The sequence below is a fragment of the Marinobacter sp. 3-2 genome, assembly GCF_003751355.1.
GTDB lineage: Bacteria > Pseudomonadota > Gammaproteobacteria > Pseudomonadales > Oleiphilaceae > Marinobacter > Marinobacter adhaerens.
The window spans coordinates 333,210-355,934 of sequence record NZ_RJUQ01000011.1 but is presented as its reverse complement, the minus strand read 5'-3'; the positions used below and the strand labels follow the sequence as shown (position 1 = coordinate 355,934).

The following is a 22,725-nucleotide window of genomic DNA, read 5'->3' as shown; positions in this document are numbered from 1 at the left end:
GGGCCACGGTACTTCAGGGGCAGGACTAAGTATGCAGGACTTGTTGTCACAGGACGAAATCGATGCGCTCCTCCACGGGGTGGACGACGGTGACATTGATACCTACGAAGAGACCGATGACACCGGTATAAAGTCCTATGACCTCGCCAGTCAGGACCGTATTGTCCGGGGCCGGATGCCGACCCTGGAGATGATCAACGAGCGCTTTGCCCGTTACACCCGCATCAGCCTGTTCAACCTGATGCGTCGCAACGCCGATGTCTCCACCGGCGGCGTCCAGATCATGAAGTTCGGCGAGTATATTCACACCCTCTACGTGCCCACCAGTCTCAACCTGTGTAAGGTTCGCCCGCTTCGTGGCACCTCCCTGTTCGTCCTGGATGCCAAGCTGGTGTTCAAGCTGGTGGACAATTTCTTTGGCGGTGAGGGCCGTCATGCCAAGATCGAGGGCCGAGAATTTACCCCCACCGAGACCCGGATCGTCCAGATGGTGCTGGATCAGGTGTTCCACGATATGAAGGAAGCCTGGCATGCGGTACTCAAGGTGGATTTCGAGTATCTGAGCTCGGAAGTGAACCCGGCCATGGCCAACATCGTTAGTCCCAGTGAAGTGGTTGTGGTCAGCACCTTCCACATTGAACTCGACGGTGGCGGCGGTGAACTGCACTTTGCCTTGCCGTATTCCATGATCGAACCCATCCGCGATGTGCTCGACGCCGGGGTACAGAGCGACATCGACGATGTCGACGAGCGCTGGGTCAACGCGCTTCAGGAAGACATCAAAGAGGTGAACGTACCGATCAACACAACGGTCTGTCGCCGACGGATATCGTTGCGGGACATCGCGAAGATGAAAGCCGGCGACATTATCCCGGTGGAGATTCCCGAACACCTGACAGTTACGGCCAATGGCATCCCGATCTACAAGGCAACGCTGGGGACTCGGGACGGAAAACTGGCACTGAGAATTCATGAACGGGCATCCGTGCCCAAGGTAAAGAAACAATTGAAGGTGGGACGCAATGGCTGACGACGACAAGAAAGACGAGCAGGAGCTCAGCGAAGACGAAAAGCTGGCTGCCGAGTGGGAAGCCGCCATGGAAGAGTCCGGTGATGAGGGCGAACGCGAGGACGAGTGGGCCGCTGCGATGGCAGAGGCCGGCGAGAACGGAGAGGCCGAAGACAATGTTCAGGCTGCGCCCATGGAGGAATTCGAGACCGGAAGCGAACCCTCCATGGGTGGTGGTCCTGCTCCGGATATCGACGTCATTCTCGATATACCGGTCACCATTTCCATGGAAGTGGGCAACACCCAGATCCCGATACGGAACCTGCTGCAACTGAACCAGGGCTCGGTTATCGAACTGGACAGGCTTGCGGGCGAACCGCTGGACGTGCTGGTAAACGGTACCCTGATCGCCCATGGCGAGGTGGTCATGGTGAATGAAAAGTTCGGCATCCGTCTCACCGATGTGATCAGCCCGGGCGAACGTATCAAGCGGTTGCAGAAGTAAAATGTGGTCCAAATCCATTGCGGTACTGGCGCTGCTGCTGATCAACCCGGCCTTTGCCCAGGAAACTGCCAAGACGGTTGCCCCTGATTCACCCGTGCGTGCCCCGGATACCGTTGGCACCATTGTCAGCCTGGGGTTGGGGCTGGTGGCAGTGATTGCCGTGATCTATGGCTGCGCCTGGATTATCCGCCGTATGAATGGCATGACCGGCATGAACAACAACGCCATCAAGGTGGTGTCGGTGATGGCCATTGGTGCTCGCGAGCGTATCGCCCTAATTGAGGTGGGCGGCCAGCAGATCCTGTTGGGTATTACCCCATCGGCGATCCGGACCCTGCATGTGTTTGACGAGCCGGTTGTCGAGGCTGGCAGCGCCGGCTCCAGTGATTTTGCCCGGCGTCTGCAGGGCATGATCGGCAAATCCTGGACTTCCCCGACAAGGAACGACTAGCCCCATGCTTGCGGCAACCATCAAGCGACTGCTTCCATCCCTGATTGTCTTGGCGGGCTTTGTCTGGGCGCCACTGGCGCTGGCTCAGGAGCCTTCCGGCATCCCCGGTATACCGGCCTTCACTGTGACGCCCGGAGAAGGCGAGGGCGCTCAGGAATACTCGGTAACCCTGCAGATCCTGGCGCTGATGACAGCGCTGACGTTCCTGCCAGCCATGCTCATGATGATGACGTCTTTTACCCGCATCATCGTTGTGTTTGCGATCCTGCGCCAGGCGATTGGCCTGCAATCCACACCGTCGAACCAGATTCTTCTTGGTCTGGCCCTGTTTCTCAGCATCTTCATCATGAAACCGGTGCTGGAAGAGGCCAACCGGGTGGCGCTGCAACCCTACATGCAGGAGGAAGTAACCTCCCTGGAGGCGGTCGAGCTGGCCAGCCAACCCTTCCGTAAATTCATGCTGGAACAGACCCGTGAGAGCGATCTGGCATTGTTCATGCGAATCTCCGATACACAGTACGAGACGCCGCAAGACGTGTCTTTCTGGATCCTGATGCCGGCATTCGTGACCAGTGAACTCAAGACCGCGTTCCAGATCGGGTTTATCCTGTTCATACCGTTCCTGATTATCGACATGGTGGTGGCCAGTGTTCTCATGGCCATGGGTATGATGATGTTGTCGCCGATCATCATCTCCCTGCCGTTCAAGATCATGCTCTTTGTTCTGGTGGATGGCTGGGCCCTGATCATGGGTACACTCGCCGCCAGTTACGGAATATAGGAGGCATCATGACTCCGGAAACCGTTATCGACATCCTGCGCGAAGCCCTTTGGATGATCGTGCTTCTTGCCTCGATCATTATCGGCCCGGGGCTGGTGATTGGTCTTGTGGTCAGTACCTTCCAGGCTGCCACCCAGATTAACGAACAGACCCTGAGCTTCCTGCCGCGCCTGCTGGTTACGTTGATCGTCATCATCGTCTGGGGCCCCTGGATGCTCACGCAGCTGCTGGATCATGCCAACCGGTTGTTCGGCAACATACCCTACCTGATCGGCTGACGGATGATACCGGCGGAGATCAGCGCGGATGTGATCGGCCAATGGGTCGGCCAGCACCTCTGGCCGCTGTTCCGCCTGGCCAGCTTCCTGATGGTGATCCCCATTTTCGGTACCCAGCTGGTGCCGGCCCGGATCCGTCTCGGGCTGGCGTTGCTGATGACCATACTCATCGCGCCCATGATACCGCCCGTTCCTCAGGTGGAAGCCCTGAGCGCCGATGCCGTGGTCATTACCCTGCAGCAGATACTCATCGGCGTCGGCATGGGCTTTGCGCTGACCGCACTCTGGCAGTTGTTCGTGATTGCCGGTCAGATGATCGCCATGCAGATGGGGCTGGGCTTTGCCTCGATGGTCGATCCGGCCAACGGTGTGAACGTGCCCGTACTTTCCCAGATTTATACCATCACCATTACCCTGTTGTTCCTGGCCATGAACGGCCACCTGGTTGCCTTTGAAGTCTTTATCGAGAGCTTCCGGACCCTGCCCATCGGGATGGAAGGCCTCGGCCAGACCGGAATCTGGGAATTGGCCCACCGGATCAGCTGGATGTTCGCCTCCGCCATGCTCCTGGCGTTGCCGGCGGTTACCGCCGTGCTGATCGTCAACATCTCCTTTGGTGTCATGACGCGCGCCGCTCCCCAGATGAACATCTTCGCGTTGGGTTTCCCGATTGGCCTGATTTTTGGATTGTTTGCGATATGGGTGCTGCACGCCAATTTTCTGCCGCACTTCGATCAGTACGCCCGGGAAACGTTTGATTTCATGCGGGGATTGCAGGGGCAGCCGTAGAGAGTTATGGCCGAAGAAGACGACAACAGTCAGGAAAAAACGGAAGAGGCCACCCCCCGAAGGCTCGAAAAAGCCAAGGAGGAGGGCCAGACTGCGCGCTCAAAAGAGCTGGCCACCATGGCTGTCCTCCTGGCAGGCGCCGGCGGCATGCTGATGTTCGGCGCCAGCCTGGGAGCCTCGTTGGAGGCGATCATGCGCGATAGCTTCGTTATCGAACGCTCCGCCATCTTCGACATGCGCCACATGAGCGTCCAGCTCATCGAATCCTCCAAGGAAGCGGCCTGGGCTCTCTCTCCCATTCTGGTATTACTGCTGATCGCCGCTATCTTCGGCTCCATCGGCATCGGCGGCCTGCTGATCAGCGGCAAAGCCGTGGCCCCTAAACTCAATCGCATGGACCCCATCAAGGGCCTCGGGCGCATGTTTTCAATGCGCTCCCTCATCGAACTGGTCAAGGCCATTGCCAAGGTCGGTCTGGTAATGGCCTTGGCCATCCTGATCCTCGATCTGCGCACGGAAGACCTGTTGGCCATTGCCGAGGAGCCGGTGGTCCCGGCCATGGAACATGTACTCTGGACCATCGCCTGGAGCTTTTTCCTGCTTTCCTGCGCCACCATCATCATCGCGGCGATCGACGTACCCTTCCAGATCTACGATCACCAGAAAAAACTGCGCATGACCAAGCAGGAGGTGAAAGACGAATACAAGGACACCGAGGGCAAACCCGAGGTCAAAGGCAAGATCCGCCAACTCCAGCGTGAAATGGCCCAGCGCCGCATGATGCAGGATGTGCCCACGGCAGATGTGGTGATCACTAACCCGACCCATTACGCCGTGGCCCTGAAATACGATCAGAAGGCGATGGCCGCGCCGATAGTGGTGGCCAAGGGCGCCGATGAGGTGGCCTTCAAGATCATGGAAATTGCCCGTGAGAACAAAGTCGAGATCCTGAGAACGCCGCCGCTGACTCGGGCGGTGTACCACAACACCGACATCGGCGAGGAGATTCCCGATGGCCTGTACATGGCCATTGCCCAAGTGCTCGCCTATGTGTTCCAGCTCCGACAGTTCCGCAAGGGACGCGGGCCCAAGCCCGGTATGCCAGAGTTCCCGATTCCGTCGGATTTGCGGCGGGACGTTTAGTTTGGAGTTGGGTTCCTGAAAGTAGCCTGCGGGTTTGGGTGCTGGCGGGTTGTCGGGTGGGCCTCCCAAAAACCGCTACGAGCACATCCATGTGCGCTTGGCGTCGGCCATCCATGGCCGCCGACATTTTTGGGAGGCCCACCCGCCAACCCGCTTTTGAACCATTCGATATCATCAAAACCGAGAATCGTAGGTTCTATTACGGCTGCGCCTAATCCAACCTGCGTTCTAATCCTGGTTAATGGCGAGACTTTCAACCAGGCAAAATAAATCCAGAGCGATATCTGGAGGTTATGACAAGTGGTGGTGGAAGGCCTTTCCAGGACTGTCTGTGGCCATGGATGGCCACAGCCAAGCGCACATGGATGTGCTCGTAGCGTGTCCTGGAAAGGCCTTTCACCACCACGCATCCCTCAAACTAGCAGGCTGTAATTCCAGAAAGTCAGCAGCCAGCCTCAATAACCCGAACCATTGGCTCTCCGCGGCTTTCGGGGATTGGCAGAGTCCCATACCAGGAACGCGGATCGTGCACTGTGGCGGAGGCAAACCCACAGGACAGGAAATGCTCCCGTGTCTCTTCGTCGGTCTGGAAGTGGAAAGATACCTCGCTGCGGGTGACGGCGCCGAGGACGCCACCGAGCACCTTGAGGGTGGTGTTCAGAACCGGCTGGCGGGGTTGGTAGTAGCTTTCGGAGAGGTAAACCGAGCCCGGGCGTTTGGCCATGGTGGCGGCGAGTCGGCGCCAGAACTCGGAAATGGTTTCCAGAGAGAAGTAGCTGGTCAGGCCTTCCGTGACGATGATCACCGGCTGGTCGTTCTCGAATACCCGGTCGATCACTTTTTCCAGCTGATACTCACCGTAGTCCGCGAGGATATCGATGGGCGTGACCTGGTGGTGGTCGCCGAGGCGGCCCGTGGCCATCAGGCGGAGGGCCTTGCGGGCGGCCATGTCGGGCAGGTCGGCTTCGACCATGTGGAGCAGGGGGTGTTTCTGCCGTAAACGAATCCCCCGGGGCGACATGCCGCAGGCGATTTCCAGCACTTGTGTAATGCCCTTGTCGCGGATGGCCTGATCAATCAGGTGGTCGATAATGAGATGTCGTTGCAGCAGGAAGGTGCGGATGTTTCCGCCGATGGTCGCCTGACTGGCGGCTTCGAAGGGGGTCATCAGGCGATAGAGCCAGCGGCCCTTTTCTGTAATGAGGGTGTCGTCAGAGAGCCCGTACCGGTGCCAGACGGCACCGGTATACAGGGCAGTGAAGCTGATGCCGGAGCTGTCAGTCGGCTTTCTGCTCATAGACGGCTTTACCCCACGCCTCGCGGCTGCCGGGCAGTATCAGGTTCAGGATGATGGCAGCCACCGCACAGAGCGCGATGCCTTCGAGGTGCCCGAGCACCATGCCGCCAATACCGAACACCAGGGTAACGCCTACGATAACCAGGTTGCGAGACTGCGACAGATCTACCTGGTGGCGGATCAGTGTGTTCAGGCCAACGACGGCAATGGAACCGAACAGCAGGCAGAGGATGCCGCCCATGACGGGCACCGGGATGGTTTGCAGTGCTGCGCCGAATTTGCCAACGAAAGCCAGAACAATGGCGATGCAGGCAGCCCACCACATGACCTTGGGGTTGAAGTTCTTGGTGAGCATAACCGCGCCGGTGACTTCCGAGTAGGTGGTGTTGGGCGGTCCACCGAGCATGGAGGCGGCGCTGGTCGCCAGGCCGTCACCCAGCAGGGTGCGGTGCAGGCCCGGCTTTTCCAGGTAGTTCTTTCGGGTCACGTTGCCGATGGCCAGCACGTCGCCGATGTGTTCGATGGCCGGCGCGATGGCGACGGGGATCATGAACAGCACGGCGCCCCAGCTGAATTCCGGCGCAACAAAGTTGGGAACGGCGAACCAGGCGGCGTCCCGGATTGGCGTGGTATCCACGATACCGGCAAACGCGGAGAGGATGTAGCCGGTGATAACGCCGAACATGATCGGAATCAGCCGGAAAATGCCTTTCGACCAGACCGACATGATGATGGTTACGGCCAGCGAGATCATGGCGATCCAGATCGCCGTGTCGTAGGGAATCAGCTGGTTCGCGCCATCACCGGTGCGGCCGGAGGCCATGTGAACGGCAACCGGCGCCAGGCCGAGACCGATAGTCATGATCACCGGGCCGATAACCACTGGCGGCAGCAGGCGGCGGACAAAGCCGGTGCCCCGCATCCGTACCAGTCCACTGAGGAAAATATAGAGAATACCCGCTGCCATCAGGCCGCCGAGTGTCTCTTCCATGCCGAACTTGCCTTTGGAGGCAATCACGGGGGCAATAAAGGCGAAGGACGACGCGAGGAAAATCGGGATCTGACCGCCGGTCACCACGTGAAAGATCAGGGTGCCCAGGCCGGCGGTAAACAGGGCCACGTTGGGATCCAGCCCGGTAATCAGTGGCATCAGAACCAGCGCGCCGAACGCCACCAGCAGCATCTGGGAGCCAGCAATGGCCTGTTTCCAGACCGGGTCGTTGGTATGGTCCTGCATTCTTAAACGTCCTTTTGCTTGGTGCCGAAGATTTTGTCGCCGGCATCGCCGAGACCCGGAAGGATGTAGCCTTTGTCGTTGAGGCGCTCATCAACGGAGGCGGTGTAGATAGACACGTCCGGATGTTTTTCCAGAACCTTTTCAACGCCTTCGGGCGCGGCAACCAGAACCAGGGCCCGGATCTCGGTGCTGCCAGCCTTCTTGAGCAGGTCAATGGTGGAGATCATTGAGCCGCCGGTGGCGAGCATCGGATCGACAATCATGGCCATGCGCTGGTCCAGTTCGCCCACCAGCTTTTCGAGGTAGGTGCTGGCCTCGAGAGTTTCCTCATTGCGGATCTGGCCGACAACACTGACCCGGGCCACCGGAATCAGACTGAGGACACCGTCAAGCATGCCAAGGCCGGCCCGCAGGATCGGCACGATGGTGACTTTCTTGCCGTGAATCTGTTCCACGTTAACCGGCCCTGCCCAGCCTTCGATGGTCTTTTCCTGCAGATTGAAGTCTTTGGTGGCCTCGTAGGTCAGGAGCGCACCGACTTCCTGTGCCAGCTCCCGGAAATTCTTGGTGCTGATATCCGCACGGCGCATGATGCCGAGCTTGTGGCGGATCAGAGGGTGTTTTACCTCGTGGATTGGCATGGGGTCACCTGTGTGTCTGGTTGGAATTTTGGCGTCGCGATCAAATGGCGCAAGGATACCGCATCTGGCAAGGCGAGTCAGGCCGCAAATGGCTGCTTAACGGAAATCCCCTAAGGAGTGGTACGGATCTTGCGATAACCCTTCCAAACGACGCTCCGGTGTCAGATTTTCGACCTTCAAAACGCCTGCAGGCACGGCCAATCGGAGAAGTATCCGGCATGGACAGAGCTTTAGTCCTCAATAACGTCAAAACCCTGACGCGGGGCAACCTGGGCATACCCATCATGCTGATGGGCTTGCTGGGCATGATGATTCTGCCCATGCCGGCGTTCCTCCTGGACGTGTTCTTTACTTTCAACATCACCCTGTCCATTGTCATTCTGCTGGTGTGTGTCTACGCCCTGCGGCCGATGGAGTTTGCGTCCTTCCCGACAGTCCTGCTGGTAGCCACACTTTTGCGTCTCGCCCTGAACGTGGCGTCCACCCGGATTGTTCTGCTGAACGGCCACGAAGGCGGCGATGCCGCCGGTAAAGTGATCGAATCCTTCGGCGCCGTTCTGATCGGCGGCAATTACGCCGTGGGTCTGGTGGTGTTTGCGATCCTGATGATCATCAACTTCCTGGTCGTGACCAAGGGTGCCGGCCGGGTCTCCGAGGTGAGCGCCCGTTTCACGCTGGATGCCATGCCCGGCAAGCAGATGGCGATTGATGCGGATCTGAACGCCGGCCTGATCAATCAGGATGAGGCCAAACATCGTCGTGCCGAAATCGCCCAGGAGGCGGATTTCTACGGCTCCATGGACGGTGCGTCCAAGTTTGTGAAGGGCGACGCCATTGCTGGCCTGCTGATTCTTGCCATCAACATCATTGGCGGTATTGCCATTGGTATGCTGCAGCACGGTCTGGACTTCGGGCTGGCCATGGAGCGCTATGCGCTGCTGACCATTGGTGACGGCCTGGTGGCGCAGATTCCCTCGCTGCTGCTGTCCACGTCTGCTGCAATCATGGTAACGCGGGTTACCTCCAGCCAGGACATGGGCGGCCAGATCCTCCAGCAAATGTTCAGTGCGCCCAAGGCGCTGTCCATTGCCGCCGCTATCCTGATCATTCTCGGTCTGATTCCCGGAATGCCCCACGTGGCCTTCCTGGGTCTGGGTGCACTGGCCGCCGGCGCTGCCTGGTATATCTGGAAGCACCAGAGACAGACCGTCGAAGAAGATGGCGCATTCCCGGCTAGGGGCGCGGGCGGGGCGGCTCCACGGCCGGCGGGTCGTGATCTGCCTCCAGGCGGTGATGCTGGCGGCGATCAGGGGCGTCAACTACCGGCCCCCGGAGAGACCAAGGAGCTGGGTTGGGACGATGTGTCCACTGTCGATATTGTCGGTCTGGAAGTGGGTTACCGGTTGATCCCGCTGGTGGACAAGTCACAGGGTGGCCAGTTGCTCAGTCGTATCAAGGGCGTTCGTAAAAAGCTGTCCCAGGATCTCGGCTTCCTGATGCCCTCGGTCCACATTCGAGACAACCTCGATCTGATGCCCAATGTCTACCGCATCACCTTGATGGGCGTGACCATTGCCGAAGCGGAAATCCATCCGGACCGCGAACTGGCCATCGACCCCGGTCAGGTATTCGGAAAGATAGAAGGCATTGAAGGCAAGGATCCGGCGTTCGGTCTGGACGCCAGCTGGATTGAGCCAGACAAGAAAGACCAGGCCCAGACGCTCGGCTATACCGTGGTCGATGCCAGTACGGTGGTCGCGACCCACCTTAACCAGGTACTGCAGAAACACGCCCACGAGCTGCTGGGCCATGAGGAAGTCCAGAAATGGCTGGATCAGCTTGAAAAGATTTCTCCGAAGCTGGCCGAGGAACTGGTACCCACCACCGTATCCATCAGTCTGCTGCTGAAAGTGCTGCAGAACCTCCTGAAGGAAGAAGTGCCGATCCGAGACATGCGGTCCATTGCCGAGGCCATCGTGAACGTGCATCCGAAGAGTCAGGATCCGAAGCTGTTGACCACCGTTGCGCGGCAGTCCCTGCGCCGGATGATTGTCCAGAGTATCTGCGGCAACGAATCAGAGATACCGGTGATCACCCTGGATCCGGATCTGGAACAGTTATTGCTAAAGTCTGTTCAGCAGAGTCAACAATCCGGCGGACAGGAAGATATTGGCCTGGTCCTGGAGCCGAATATGGTTGAAAAACTCCAGCGCTCGCTTCAGGAGAGCGTCCAGCGTCAGGAGATGCTCGGCAAGCCAGCCATTCTGCTGGTGTCCGGGCCCCTGAGGCCGGTGCTGGCGAAGTTCGCCAGCTACGGGGTAGAGCGGCTCCATGTGCTCTCGTACCAGGAAATTCCGGATAACAAACAGATTACGATCGTGGCGTCCGTTGGCCAGTAACGGCGCGGATGACAGAGCGGACAGCGCCGGCACGGCGTTGCCGGTGGAGGAAGAGGCATCATGAAAGTAAAACGGTTTTTTGCTCAGACCATGGCCGAGGCGCTCAAGCAGGTCAGTGAACAGATGGGGCCGGACGCCGTGATCCTTTCCAATCGTCGGGTCGACGGCGGTGTCGAAATTGTGACGGCGCTGGACTATGACGAGAATATGGCGCGCCAGCGACTGGGCAACCAGGCAGAAGAAGCCACCAACGGGTCCCGCTTGGCCGAGATGCAGGCCGACCAGCACAGGCGTCTTGAGGACGAGCTGAGCCGGTCCCGGGACCGCATCCGTGAAGTACGGGAAAAGCGGGCATCGCAGGGCGCGAGCTACGCCGGTTCGTTCGCTGCCATTCAGGAAGAGGTGAGCGGTGGTTTTGGTGATATTGAACCTCTGCCACAGGCGCCGAGGGAAGCCTATTCCGATGAGCTGGCGCAGATGCGGGCCGAGATCAGCTCGCTCAGAGACATGATGCAGGGCCGTCGGCCGCAAACGGAGCCGGAGGTTTCTGCGACCACCGCCGTGCAGCAGAGGCTTGCCGAGCGCTTGCAGGAGTTCGGCCTCGGCAGTGATCTGGCGGGGTCAATTTCCCGTCGTCACAAGGCGGGGCGTCTGGAAGACGGTTGGAAGCAGTCCCTGAAAATGCTGTGTACCGGGGTCCGGACCTCCCGCATGGAGTGGCTGGATGAGGGCGGCGCCTACGCGTTGGTGGGGCCGACAGGGTCCGGGAAAACCACCACCATCGGAAAACTCGCCGCTCGCTACGTGCTCAAGCATGGTTCCGATTCCGTGGCCCTGGTTACCACGGATCGCTATCGGGTGGCGGCGCACGAGCAGTTATTCGTGTTCGGTCGGATCCTGAATGTGCCGGTTCGGGTCGTGGATGAGAGCCACAGTCTGGACGATATTCTGGACGAGCTGTCAGACCGTCATCTGGTGCTGATTGATACCGCCGGACTGACCAGTGCGGACAAAGGCTATCAGGAACAGCTGGCCGAACTGGCTCGCAGCCATCACAATATCAAAACCCATCTGGTGGTCTCGGCAACCAGTCAGCCTCGCATCATGAAATCCGTGTGGCATTGCTATAAGATGGCAAATCTTGCGGGCTGTGTGATGACCAAAATCGACGAGGCCCTGACGCTGGGCGAGTCTCTCGGGTTTGTGATGGAAACCGGTCTGCCGGTAGCCTATTACACAGACGGCCAGAAGATTCCTGAAGACCTGCACCACGCAGAAGCCGTTCCGCTGGTGCGGTTGGCCGTGGATCGGCTGAAAACACTCCAGCAACAGCAAGCGGTCGCAGAGGGCCTGAAAGAACACGCCTGAGACCGGACAGATTGACAGCAGGCGTCGGAGACAAAGCCGGCGAAACGTGGCGAGAGACCAAAAACAGTATGAGCAGAGCACATCCGGTACAGGTGATTGCAGTTTCCGGCGGAAAGGGTGGTGTCGGCAAGAGTAACGTGTCGGTGAACCTCGGAATTGCCCTGGCGCAGAAAGGCCGGAGAGTGGTGCTGCTCGACGCCGATCTGGGGCTCGCCAATATCGACGTCTTGCTGGGCATCACTGCCAATCGCAACCTCCAGGATGTTCTGGCGGGCGATTGTGATCTGAAGGACGTTCTGGTGAATGGTCCCGGTGGCATCAAGATTGTCCCCGCCTCTTCCGGTACCCAACGAATGACCCAGCTCAGCCCCATGGAACATGCCGGGCTGATTAATGCGTTCAGCGAACTGGGTGATCAGATCGATGTCCTGATCGTTGATACCGCCGCCGGTATTTCCGAGTCAGTGGTCAGTTTTCTGAGAGCGTCGCAGGAGCTGCTGCTGGTTGTCTGCGACGAGCCGACCTCGATCACCGATGCCTATGCCCTGATCAAGCTGATGAACCGTGATTATGGAACCAACCGCTTCCGTATTCTTGCCAATCAGGTCCGGAATGAGCAGGAAGGCCGGCATCTGTTTGAAAAACTGACCCGGGTCACCGAGCGCTTCCTCGATGTGGCACTACAATACGTAGGAATAGTCCCCTACGATGAGGCCGTGAAGAAAGCAGTTCAGCGGCAGCGTGCGGTGCTGGACGCCTATCCCAGGGCGAAAGCTTCACTGGCCATCAAGGCGCTGGCGGACAAGGTAGATAGCTGGCCGTTGCCGTCCTCTCCCCGCGGGCATCTGGAATTTTTTGTGGAGCGGCTCGTCGAAGTCTGAATCGGATCCAGTCAAACAAAAAACCGGATACATGACATTGGCGAAAAACCTCGGAATCTATAACCAGTCAAGTGCGCAGAAGCCGGCTCAGCTCATTGAGCAGCACGCGCCGCTGGTCAAGAAAATTGCCCTTCACCTGATGGCTCGCCTGCCGGCGTCCGTCCAGCTTGAAGACCTGATGCAGGCCGGCATGATCGGTCTGCTCGAGGCCGCCCAGCGTTACAGTTCTACCAAAGGTGCTACCTTCGAGACTTACGCCGGTATCCGTATTCGCGGCGCCATGGTGGACGAAATCCGCAAGGGTGACTGGGTGCCACGTTCTGTTCATCGCAACGCCCGTCGCATTTCCCAGGCCATCAAGGCCGTTGAAGATAGACTTGGCCGCGAAGCCCACGACCAGGAAGTGGCCGAAGAGCTGGGTATGGGGCTACCCGAATACCACTCCTACCTTTCCGATTCCAACAGCGGTCGACTTTTTAGCCTCGACGAGCTCAATGAATCCGGAGAGCTGCCGATAGAACAGACAGAGACGCAGGATAATCCCCTTGAGGGGTTGTCCTCCGATGCCTTCCGGCGGAGCCTCGCTGAGGCGATTGAAGACCTGCCGGAGCGGGAAAAGCTGGTGTTGAGCCTTTACTACCAGGAAGAACTGAACCTCAAGGAGATTGGCGCGGTGCTCGGCGTCAGTGAGAGCAGGGTAAGCCAGATTCACAGCCAGGCAGCCCTGCGCCTTCGGGGACGGCTCTCGGATTGGCGTCAGGAATCGGACAACTGACCGCGTTCAGTCTGTGTCGCCAACGAGGTAGTCTGTAGTTTTTGGTAACCGATGCTTTACAACCGAAGCAAAGGTCCGACAATAAGCGGTTAAAACAGCGGCCTGCTAGACTTTGAACGCAAAGGTCAAACGAATTCCGGGTGTTACTAACTGGAGGTCCCATTGGACAAAAACATGAAAATCCTCATTGTGGACGATTTCTCCACAATGCGACGGATCATCAAGAACCTGCTGCGTGATCTTGGCTTCACCAACACCGATGAAGCTGACGACGGCAACACGGCACTGCCAATGCTCAAAAGCGGCAAATACGATTTTCTGGTGACCGACTGGAACATGCCGGGCATGTCAGGCTTCGACCTGCTCAAGGCCGTTCGGGCGGACGAGAATCTGAAAACCCTGCCGGTATTGATGGTAACTGCTGAGGCCAAGCGCGACCAGATCGTTGCCGCTGCCCAGGCAGGCGTAAACGGTTATGTGGTCAAGCCGTTCACCGCTGCCGTGCTCAAGGAAAAGATTGAGAAAATCTTTGAAAGAATCCAGTAACCAGAGGTCGGATGGCTCTCATGAGCGATAGCAAAAAGAACCATCGGGGCCTTGAACCGGAGGTGACGGAAAAGCTCCAGCGGCAGGCAGCGGAACTGGCCGAGAGTGTTGATGCGGGTGATTATGCCAAAGCCATGACCCTGATCAATGAACTCAGCGAGGTCAGGGATCAGAGTCTGTACCGTGAGGTAGGGCGGCTGACGCGGAGCCTGCACGAAGCAATCCGGAACTTCCAGATTGATCCCCGTAACGCCGAGCAGCAGGAAGCATTGTCAAAGATGACTGATGCCTCTGATCGTCTCGAATACGTTGTGCAGATGACCGGTGAAGCAGCCAACCGGACCATGGACCTGGTTGAGGAAACCATGCCGGTGGCCAATGCCCTCAGAGACGAGGCCGCCGCGTTGCGTGATGAGTGGCAGCGCCTGCGCCGCCGGGAAATGCAGCCGGCTGAGTTTCGCGAGCTGTACGGCCGGATTGATCGCTTTTTTGTCAGCATGGCAACCGATGCCGACACCATGTACAGCAACCTGTCGGAAATCCTGCTGGCTCAGGATTATCAGGATCTGACAGGTCAGGTCATCCAGAAGGTCACCGCCCTTGTGAAAGAGGTTGAGGAGCAGATGCTCAGCCTGGTGGTGATGGCCAGTCATGTGGACCAGCTCACGGGCACGGTGCACCAGATTGAAGAAAAAGAAGAGTCTGCAGAGAAGGGCGTCGGGCCCCAGATCAAGGCCGATGAGCGTGAAGATGTAGTTTCGGGGCAGGACGACGTAGACGACCTGTTGTCCAGTCTCGGTTTCTGAATAATGAGGGTAACGCATGGCGTTTGATGCTGATGAAGAGATTTTGCAGGACTTCCTGGTAGAAGCCGGCGAGATCCTCGAAAAGCTGTCAGAGCAGTTGGTAGATCTTGAGCGACATCCTGACGACAGTGATCTGCTCAACGCCATCTTCCGTGGTTTCCATACCGTGAAAGGCGGAGCCGGCTTCCTTCAGCTTGAAGCGCTGGTGAACTGCTGCCATTCCGCGGAAAACGTTTTCGACATCTTGCGTAATCACAAGCGCAAGGTGGATTCCGAACTGATGGACGTGGTTCTAGAAGCACTCGACTACGTCAATGCCATGTTTGAGCAGGTCCGCAATCATGAGGAGCTGACACCGGCGCCGGACGAACTGATTGCCCGTCTGGATGCCTTGGCCCAGCCTGAAGGCGAGGGGGCACCGGCCGCTGCCGCTCAACCTGAGCAGGAAGAGAGTGAACCGGCAGAAGACGGTGGCGACATCACCGACGACGAGTTCGAACAGCTTCTGGATGCATTGCAGGACGAGAAATCAGCGGAGGTTTCCTCGGCTTCGAGCGCCGGATCGGCCGGCGGTGACCAGGAAAGTTCTGGAGACGACGAAATAACCGACGACGAATTCGAGGCGCTACTGGACCAACTGCACGGAAAAGGTCAGTTTGCCGGTGCGCCAGCTGGCGAGGAAGAGGCTTCTGGTAAAGAAGAAAGGCCGGCTGCCAAGGCCGGATCTGCTGGCGGCGATGACCTGATCACCGACGACGAATTCGAGAAACTGCTGGACGATCTTCACGGCAAGGGCGGAAGCCCGACCGCGGGCGGAGAGCCTTCAGCCTCGAAAGAGCCTGCAGCTCCAAAACAGCCCTCAGCGCCGAAACAGACTGCATCCTCAAAAGAACCAGCTTCACCGAAAGCAAACGCGTCAAAGCCCGAAAAGTCGAAGCCGGCCGAGAAGCCGGAGGCCAAAGGCGCTGCCGCACCGGCGATGCCTGCTCGCGAGAATGCCCCGGCCGCGGAAACGACGGTTCGTGTCGACACCAAGCGGCTCGATGACATCATGAATATGGTGGGTGAGCTGGTGCTGGTGCGTAACCGCTTGCAGCGTCTGGGTGCCGAAAGTGAAGACGAACACATGCACAAGGCGGTATCCAACCTGGATGTGGTTACGACTGATCTCCAGTCCGCCGTCATGCAGACCCGTATGCAGCCGATCAAAAAGGTGTTCGGCAGGTTCCCCCGCGTTGTGCGCGATCTCGCCCGAAACCTCAAGAAAGAGGTGAACCTGGTGATGCATGGCGAGGAAACCGATCTGGACAAGAACCTGGTTGAAGCGCTGTCTGATCCGCTGGTTCACCTGGTGCGGAATTCGGTGGACCACGGGATCGAGGCTCCGGAAGTCCGCGAGAAGGCCGGGAAGCCCCGCCAGGGCACGGTTACCCTCTCCGCCGAGCAGGAGGGAGACCATATTCTGCTGTTTATCGAGGATGACGGCGCGGGCATGGATCCGGAGGTCCTGCGCCGCAAAGCAGTCGAAAAGGGTATCTACGACCAGGACGCAGCGGACCGGCTGACCAATTCGGAGTGTTACAACCTTATTTTTGCCGCCGGATTCTCTACCAAGGAGCAGATTTCGGATGTGTCCGGTCGTGGCGTCGGCATGGATGTGGTGAAAACCAAGATTGGCCAGCTCAATGGCCAGTTGAGCATCGAATCCGAGCTGGGCAAGGGCTCTCGCATTGTCATCAAGGTTCCGCTGACGCTCGCCATCATGCCCACCCTGATGATCATGCTGGGCGATCAATCCTTTGCGTTGCCGCTGGTCAACGTGGTCGAGATTTTCCATCTGGACCTGACCAAGACCAACATCGTCGATGGGCGCGAATGCATTGTGGTTCGGGATAAAGTCTTCCCGCTATTCCACATCAAGCGCTGGCTGGTTCGTGGCGGCGCTGGCCAGGAGGTGCCCGATAACGCCCATGTTGTCATTGTGGCCATGGGTACCAAGCAGGTCGGGTTCGTGGTCGACCAGCTGGTTGGTCAGGAAGAAGTGGTTATCAAGCCCCTTGGGCGAGCGCTCCAGGGTACGCCAGGCATGGCAGGTGCCACCATTACCGGTGATGGCCGGATTGCGCTGATTATTGATGTGCCAAGCCTGTTGCAGCATTACGGTTGAGCCGGGCCTTCCGGCGCTTTTTGCCAAAGAAGGCCGAAGAACGATGGATTGGGTAGGAGAAGTGGATGACAGTTTCTGTCCTGGTCGTTGACGATTCAGGGTTTTTTCGCAAACGGCTGACGGAAATCCTGACCAGCTCCGGCCAGATCAAAGTGGTAGGTGCTGCGACCAATGGTCGGGAAGGCGTTGAGCTGGCCGAGAAGCTGCGTCCCGACGTGATTACCATGGATTATGAGATGCCCGTGATGGATGGCATCTCTGCCGTGCGCGAAATCATGCGCAAACATCCGATACCGGTGCTCATGTTCTCATCGCTCACCTATGAGGGTGCCCGGGTCACACTGGATGCGCTCGAGGCCGGCGCCGTTGATTTTCTGCCCAAGAATTTCGAAGAAATTGCCCGGGACAACAGTCAGCTCCAGAAAATCCTGATTGAGCGGATTCTGGATGTAGCCCGCAGTCGTCCCGGCAACCGGTCTCCTGCGCCGTCCCGCGCGGAACCTTCAGCTCCCGCCTCCCGGGCGCCGGAGCCTGTAGGGCGCCCGCGTCCGGAACCAGCACCGCGTCAGCGTCCTGATACCCGGGCTCCGGCAGCGCCGGCAGGTTCTCCGGGCGAAACTGAGGCCCCCAGGCGCCATGGCCGCCGTGGGCCGGCCAAGCATTACGCCGTTGTTGGCATTGGTACTTCAACCGGCGGCCCGGTTGCCCTGCAGCGGGTACTGACGGTGTTGCCCGCGACCTTCCCGGCACCGATTGTTCTGGTGCAGCATATGCCGGCGAGTTTTACTCCGGCCTTCGCCGAACGCCTTAACAAGCTCTGCCGGATTGAAGTCCGGCAGGCTGAGGATGGTGATGTGTTGCGGCCCGGCCTGGCTTTGCTGGCGCCCGGCGGCAAACAGATGATGGTCGAGAATCGGGGCGGACAGGCCAGGATCCGTATTTTGCCCGGGGACGAGCGGCTCAATTACAAACCCTGCGTAGACGTTACCTTCGGTTCTCTTGCCCGCAGCTTTCCGGGCAAGACGCTCGGCGTCATTCTCACCGGGATGGGCTCGGACGGCAAAGAAGGCTGTCGGATGATGAAGCAGAGCGGGTCGGATATATGGTCCCAGGATGAAAAATCGTCTGTGATCTACGGCATGCCGATGGCCGTTGCCAAGGCAGGGCTGACGGATGACGTATTGTCCCTGGACGAGATCGGGCCACGCCTCGCTGAAGGTGTGTGCTGATGGATATCCTGAGCCTGCTTGGGGTCATTCTGGCCTTTGCCGCAATTCTTGGCGGTAACCTGCTGGAAGGCGGAGCGGTTGGCTCACTGTTTAATGGGCCGGCGGCCATTATCGTCATCGGTGGCACTCTGGCCGCGACTATCCTCCAGACCTCGTGGCCCATGCTGAAGCGGGCTTTCACTCAGGTGCGCTGGGTCTTTTTCCCGCCGTTTATCAACCTTGAAGACGGCATCGGAAAAGTCATTGACTGGAGCGTAAAAGCTCGCAAGCAGGGCTTGCTGGGCCTTGAAGGTCTTGCCGAGCGTGAGCCGGAGCCCTTTGCCCGCAAGGGTCTGCAGTTGCTGGTGGACGGTGCCGAAACCGAGACCATCAGGGGCATTATGGAAGTTGATCTGGAATCCCGTGAGCAGAGGGATCTGGAGTCGGCCAAGGTGTTCGAGGCCATGGGTGGTTACTCGCCAACCATCGGCATTATCGGGGCTGTCATGGGCCTGATCCAGGTGATGACCAACCTGGAGGATCCCCAATCCCTGGGTAGCGGGATCGCAACCGCCTTTGTAGCCACCATCTACGGTGTGGCGCTGGCCAACCTCCTGTTCTTCCCGGTCGCCAACAAGATGCGCGGTATCGTGCGGGAGCGCACCCGCTATGAGGACATGATGATCGATGGCCTGATTGCCATCGCCGAGGGTGAAAACCCGAAATCCATCGAATTGCGGCTGCGGGGCTTCCTGCAGTAAGCATGCGCAGGCCAACTTATGCGGCGCCGTAGGCAACCCCAGGATGATCTGCACAACAAGGAGCGGTGGCTGATTTCCTACGCGGATTTCATCACTCTGCTGTTCGCCTTTTTTGTCGTGATGTACTCGGTATCGTCGGTTAACGAAGGCAAATACAAAGTCCTTTCTGAAACCCTGACTGGCGTCTTCAATGCACCCCAGCGCTCCTTCCAGCCAATCGAGATTGGCGACCAGCCCCAGAGATCAGTGAATGCGCCTGCCGAGAACGTAATCCCGCCGGCGGTGACCGAAGCGCCCCGAAATCCAGAGATGGACGCGCAGGCGCGGACCGAAGCGCTGCGAGCCATGGCTGACCAGCTGTCCATGGAGTTTGATGAGCTGATCAACCAGGGCGTGGTGTCGCTTGAGACCAGCGACCAGTGGCTGGAGCTGAATCTGCCCAACAGTCTGTTGTTTGGCAGCGGTGATGCCGAGCCCCACTACGATGCGTTCGAGGTGGTCGAGAAAATCGCCACGGTTCTGAACAACCGGGACAACGCCGTCAAAGTGGAAGGCTTCACCGATAATCAGCCGATCAGTACCTCCCGATTTCCGTCAAACTGGGAATTGTCAGCCGCCCGGGCGGCTGCCATGGTCCGGATGCTGGTGATGGAGGGCATCGAGCCGGAACGTCTCGCGGCTGTCGGCTATGGCCAGTATCAGCCGGTTGCCCGGAATGACACTGAAGAAGGGCGCCGCAGAAACCGCCGGGTGGTATTGCTGATCTCCCGTGACGCCAGTATTCGCGGTGCCATGCGCTGACCCGATCGTCGGCAGATGCGTATAGAGCCATTGGCATGGTTCCTGTATTACTCCCCGTTAACAATAAGGCGCCGGCAACAGCTTGCCGGATTTTCCGAGGACTGGTTCAAGTTGCCCGGGGAATGGCCGATAAACGGGACTGTGGCAACGGTTAATTGCCGGCCACACCGATGTATTCTCTGGAGAATCAAAGCGTGCGAATCTGGGCAGTAGCCAATCAAAAAGGTGGTGTCGGTAAAACCACGAGTGTGGTCGCCCTGGGCGGCTTGCTTGCCGAACGTGGCAAGCGTGTTCTCGTTGTGGATCTGGACCCGCATGGCTCGCTCACCAGCTGGTTCGGGTACGATCCGGATACAATCGCGCACAGTGTTTTCGACCTGTTCCAGCACCAGGGCAAGGTTCCGGAAGGTCTACCTGCCCAACTGATTACGGAGACCAGCTGCAAGGGCCTGTCCCTTTTGCCGGCGAGTGCAGCCCTGGCTACCCTTGAGCGACGAATGATCGGCGTGGAAGGCATGGGGCTGATCATTTCCCGGGCTCTGACTCAGCTTTGGGACGACTTTGATTATGTCCTGCTCGACAATACTCCCTCTCTGGGGGTTCTGATGGTTAACGCCCTTGCGGCAGCCCAGCATCTGATCATTCCCGTGCAAACCGAATTTCTGGCCATCAAGGGCCTGGAGCGCATGCTCCACACCCTGAAGATGATCATGCGTTCCCAGAAAAACGAACTTTCTTACACCATTGTGCCCACCTTGTATGACCGGCGGACACAGGCGTCGGTGAAAAGCCTGAACCTGTTGCGGAAGACCTACCGCGAGTCCCTCTGGCAGTTTGCGATTCCGGTGGACACCAAGTTCCGGGATGCCAGCCAGGGCGGCATAACACCGTCCGCGCTGGATGCCGAAACCCATGGTGTCCGCGCCTACAGTCATCTGCTGGATGATCTCATGGCCCGGGTGGGCAGGGTGAAGGAGCGTCAGCATGGCTGACGATAAATTGACACGGCTGGCGGATCCGGAAACTGCCATTGCCAGTTATCTTGACGAGCTGCTGCACACGGCCACTGATACGGCGCTTCGGGAGGAAATCGAAGCGCCGGAACCGGTGAAACCTGCACCTCCGGAACCGCGGGTGGCAACCCGCACGAAACCGGCATCCGTGCCAACCGTCGAAAAACCGGCGGCAAGACCTGAACCACCCAAACGGGTCCGGGAAACGTCTGCGGAACCAGAGAGGCCAGTGGTGCGACAGGCGCCGGAAGCGCCGGTGCCGAAGGCAAGGATTGAATCTCAGCCTGCGCCCGAGCCGGCCGCGCCGCCGTCCCGCCCGGAGTGGTCAGAACAGCCCTTTGAGTGTCTCATTTTCACGGTGGCCGGTCTGCAGCTGGCGGTGCCTCTGATTCTGCTCGGTGCCATTCACCGCATTGAAGAAGAGATCCGGCCCATCCCGGGAAGTCCACGCTGGTACATGGGAATCCGCCCGGACCGGGATCAGAACCTGAGGGTGGTGGATACCGCCGAATGGATCATGGCAGGGCGGGTGCCGCCTGATGCCCGGGACAACTACCGGTTTGTGATCCGGCTGGATAACAGCGACTGGGGGCTGGCCTGTGATGACGTCGCCCAGTCCTTCACCCTCCGGCCGGACGAAGTGCGTTGGCGCACAGCCCGCAGCAAGCGTCCATGGCTGGCTGGCACGGTGATTGACCACATGTGTGCGCTGATTGATGTGCGCACCATGGCAGACTTGCTGGTGAGGGCGGAAAGAGAGCACCATCTGGATCTGAGCTGACGCAAACAATGGTTACTGAATGAAACCGAGCCGTGCTGGCACGGTTTGTGCCCTTAACTATAGTATTGGGCACTGATGATATTTTTTTGACGATCAGGTTGCCCGTCGGGCAGCCCAAGAGGAGAAACATCGCTATGGCATCCCCGAGCGGACAAACCAATCAGGCCCAGGACGATCAGGTACTGCAGTACGTTACCTTCCGGCTGGATGATGAGACCTACGGTCTGAACGTCATGCAGATTCAGGAAGTGCTGAGATACACGGAGATTGCTCCGGTTCCGGGGGCCCCGGATTATGTGCTCGGCATCATCAACCTTCGGGGTAACGTGGTTACCGTTATCGACACCCGCCGGCGCTTTGGCCTGGCCGATGCCGAAGTAACCGATGCCACCCGGATTGTGGTTATGGAATCTGCCAACCAGGTTATGGGCATTCTGGTGGATTCCGTCGCCGAGGTGGTGTACCTGAAAGCCAGCGAAATTGAAACTGCACCGAACGTGGGTAACGAGGAAAGTGCCAAATTTATCCAGGGCGTGTGCAACAAGGATGGCGAACTGATCATTCTGGTTGAGTTCGACAAGATGCTGTCAGACCACGAGTGGGCTGAAATCGCGGCACTGTGATCCGGGGCAACCCGTTGCAGGCCTCACGATGGATGCCTTCCGTGGCAATTAACGGGAGACATCCGTCATGTTTGCAGAAATTCCTTCATACCTTCCCTGGGCGCTGACTGTTGCCGCCCTGTCTCTGGTTTTCGTTCAGGGCCTGGTTCTCGGGCGCCAGGTACGTGGTCTCAGAGCAACGCTGAAAGAGCGCTGTGATACCCTTGGCCGGGAACTGCATGCCACCACCAGTGGCAGCATGGGGGTAGGGCAGCGGTTGGTTAGCTGTGAGCGTCAGTTGCACGAGCTGAGGACCACGCTCGACGAAATGCGCCAGAACGATCCGCTGCGAATCTCTTACGATGAAGCCTCTCGACTGGTTGATCTCGGCGCCGATATCGACGATCTTATGAACACGTGCGGAATTTCCCGTCCCGAGGCCGAGCTGGTGTCAGCACTCAGAAAACGTCAGGCGGCCTGATACCA

At 58.6% G+C, this 22,725-nt stretch carries 24 protein-coding genes; 21 read left to right on the top strand and 3 right to left on the bottom strand.

All coding sequences use genetic code 11. The features are described from left to right. Nucleotides 1-31: 31 nt before the first annotated feature. The 7 genes from fliM to flhB are packed head-to-tail and all read left to right on the top strand — an operon-like array spanning nt 32 to nt 4,956. Entirely contained in the window at nt 32-1,030 is a 999-nt protein-coding gene (fliM, locus tag EDB94_RS03435) for a flagellar motor switch protein FliM (RefSeq protein ID WP_062782258.1), read from the top strand. Further along, on the top strand, nt 1,023-1,514 hold the full coding sequence (gene fliN, locus EDB94_RS03430) for a flagellar motor switch protein FliN (protein ID WP_108017452.1): 492 nt from the start codon (nt 1,023-1,025) through the stop codon (nt 1,512-1,514). The genes fliM and fliN overlap by 8 nt, the downstream gene beginning before the upstream one ends. A 1-nt stretch (nt 1,515) precedes the next feature. Next, nucleotides 1,516-1,965, top strand: coding sequence for a flagellar biosynthetic protein FliO (gene fliO / locus EDB94_RS03425; protein WP_014577625.1), 450 nt, complete (start codon nt 1,516-1,518; stop codon nt 1,963-1,965). 4 nt (nt 1,966-1,969) lie between these two features. Beyond that, entirely contained in the window at nt 1,970-2,746 is a 777-nt protein-coding gene (gene fliP / locus EDB94_RS03420; protein ID WP_014577624.1) for a flagellar type III secretion system pore protein FliP, read from the top strand. Nucleotides 2,747-2,754: 8 nt separating this feature from the next. Then, nucleotides 2,755-3,024: a flagellar biosynthesis protein FliQ gene (gene fliQ / locus EDB94_RS03415; RefSeq protein ID WP_008173075.1), complete on the top strand. Its 270-nt coding sequence runs from the start codon at nt 2,755-2,757 to the stop codon at nt 3,022-3,024. Between the two features lie 3 nt (nt 3,025-3,027). Further along, nucleotides 3,028-3,813, top strand: coding sequence for a flagellar biosynthetic protein FliR (gene fliR / locus EDB94_RS03410; protein ID WP_014577623.1), 786 nt, complete (start codon nt 3,028-3,030; stop codon nt 3,811-3,813). Nucleotides 3,814-3,819: 6 nt separating this feature from the next. Then, nucleotides 3,820-4,956, top strand: coding sequence for a flagellar biosynthesis protein FlhB (gene flhB / locus EDB94_RS03405; protein WP_062782263.1), 1,137 nt, complete (start codon nt 3,820-3,822; stop codon nt 4,954-4,956). 442 nt (nt 4,957-5,398) lie between these two features. On the opposite strand, the gene EDB94_RS03400 is transcribed toward flhB, so the two are convergent. The 3 genes from EDB94_RS03400 to upp are packed head-to-tail and all read right to left on the bottom strand — an operon-like array spanning nt 5,399 to nt 8,131. Further along, nucleotides 5,399-6,253: a class I SAM-dependent methyltransferase gene (locus EDB94_RS03400; RefSeq protein ID WP_108017451.1), complete on the bottom strand. Its 855-nt coding sequence runs from the start codon at nt 6,251-6,253 to the stop codon at nt 5,399-5,401. After that, on the bottom strand, nt 6,234-7,490 hold the full coding sequence (locus EDB94_RS03395) for a uracil-xanthine permease family protein (RefSeq protein WP_104270016.1): 1,257 nt from the start codon (nt 7,488-7,490) through the stop codon (nt 6,234-6,236). The genes EDB94_RS03400 and EDB94_RS03395 overlap by 20 nt, the downstream gene beginning before the upstream one ends. Before the next feature lie 2 nt (nt 7,491-7,492). Then, nucleotides 7,493-8,131 (bottom strand): uracil phosphoribosyltransferase, encoded by a 639-nt coding sequence (gene upp, locus EDB94_RS03390; RefSeq protein ID WP_008173081.1) that lies wholly within the window; start codon nt 8,129-8,131, stop codon nt 7,493-7,495. 218 nt (nt 8,132-8,349) lie between these two features. Between upp and flhA the strand changes: the two genes are divergently transcribed. The 14 genes from flhA to EDB94_RS03320 all read left to right on the top strand — a co-directional run bounded on the left by flhA (nt 8,350) and on the right by EDB94_RS03320 (nt 22,720). Then, nucleotides 8,350-10,530 (top strand): flagellar biosynthesis protein FlhA, encoded by a 2,181-nt coding sequence (flhA, locus tag EDB94_RS03385; protein WP_053112468.1) that lies wholly within the window; start codon nt 8,350-8,352, stop codon nt 10,528-10,530. A gap of 60 nt (nt 10,531-10,590) precedes the next feature. Continuing rightward, nucleotides 10,591-11,898: a flagellar biosynthesis protein FlhF gene (gene flhF, locus EDB94_RS03380; RefSeq protein ID WP_108017450.1), complete on the top strand. Its 1,308-nt coding sequence runs from the start codon at nt 10,591-10,593 to the stop codon at nt 11,896-11,898. A 68-nt stretch (nt 11,899-11,966) separates the two neighbouring features. Continuing rightward, the gene (locus tag EDB94_RS03375; protein WP_041646273.1) at nt 11,967-12,779 is read left to right on the top strand and encodes a MinD/ParA family protein; all 813 of its coding nucleotides are present in this window, start codon (nt 11,967-11,969) and stop codon (nt 12,777-12,779) included. A 31-nt stretch (nt 12,780-12,810) separates the two neighbouring features. Then, entirely contained in the window at nt 12,811-13,554 is a 744-nt protein-coding gene (locus tag EDB94_RS03370) for an RNA polymerase sigma factor FliA (RefSeq protein ID WP_014577616.1), read from the top strand. Nucleotides 13,555-13,716: 162 nt separating this feature from the next. Beyond that, on the top strand, nt 13,717-14,100 hold the full coding sequence (gene cheY / locus EDB94_RS03365) for a chemotaxis response regulator CheY (protein WP_008173086.1): 384 nt from the start codon (nt 13,717-13,719) through the stop codon (nt 14,098-14,100). Nucleotides 14,101-14,120: 20 nt separating this feature from the next. Further along, on the top strand, nt 14,121-14,906 hold the full coding sequence (locus EDB94_RS03360) for a protein phosphatase CheZ (RefSeq protein ID WP_053115437.1): 786 nt from the start codon (nt 14,121-14,123) through the stop codon (nt 14,904-14,906). 16 nt (nt 14,907-14,922) lie between these two features. Continuing rightward, the gene (locus tag EDB94_RS03355) at nt 14,923-17,073 is read left to right on the top strand and encodes a chemotaxis protein CheA (RefSeq protein WP_108017449.1); all 2,151 of its coding nucleotides are present in this window, start codon (nt 14,923-14,925) and stop codon (nt 17,071-17,073) included. 65 nt (nt 17,074-17,138) lie between these two features. After that, nucleotides 17,139-18,302 (top strand): chemotaxis response regulator protein-glutamate methylesterase, encoded by a 1,164-nt coding sequence (gene cheB / locus EDB94_RS03350; protein WP_108017448.1) that lies wholly within the window; start codon nt 17,139-17,141, stop codon nt 18,300-18,302. Next, nucleotides 18,302-19,042, top strand: a complete 741-nt coding sequence (locus EDB94_RS03345) for a flagellar motor protein (protein ID WP_008173090.1) — start codon at nt 18,302-18,304, stop codon at nt 19,040-19,042. Before cheB ends, EDB94_RS03345 begins: the two co-directional genes overlap by 1 nt. An 18-nt stretch (nt 19,043-19,060) precedes the next feature. After that, on the top strand, nt 19,061-19,843 hold the full coding sequence (gene motD / locus EDB94_RS03340; RefSeq protein WP_108017447.1) for a flagellar motor protein MotD: 783 nt from the start codon (nt 19,061-19,063) through the stop codon (nt 19,841-19,843). A 194-nt stretch (nt 19,844-20,037) separates the two neighbouring features. Continuing rightward, entirely contained in the window at nt 20,038-20,835 is a 798-nt protein-coding gene (locus EDB94_RS03335; protein ID WP_039881985.1) for a ParA family protein, read from the top strand. Continuing rightward, on the top strand, nt 20,828-21,637 hold the full coding sequence (locus EDB94_RS03330; RefSeq protein ID WP_108017446.1) for a chemotaxis protein CheW: 810 nt from the start codon (nt 20,828-20,830) through the stop codon (nt 21,635-21,637). Before EDB94_RS03335 ends, EDB94_RS03330 begins: the two co-directional genes overlap by 8 nt. Nucleotides 21,638-21,771: 134 nt before the next feature. Continuing rightward, entirely contained in the window at nt 21,772-22,260 is a 489-nt protein-coding gene (locus EDB94_RS03325) for a chemotaxis protein CheW (protein ID WP_008173094.1), read from the top strand. Between the two features lie 67 nt (nt 22,261-22,327). Further along, complete coding sequence (locus EDB94_RS03320) at nt 22,328-22,720, top strand: DUF2802 domain-containing protein (protein WP_108017445.1); 393 nt, start codon at nt 22,328-22,330, stop codon at nt 22,718-22,720. Nucleotides 22,721-22,725 lie beyond the last annotated feature (5 nt).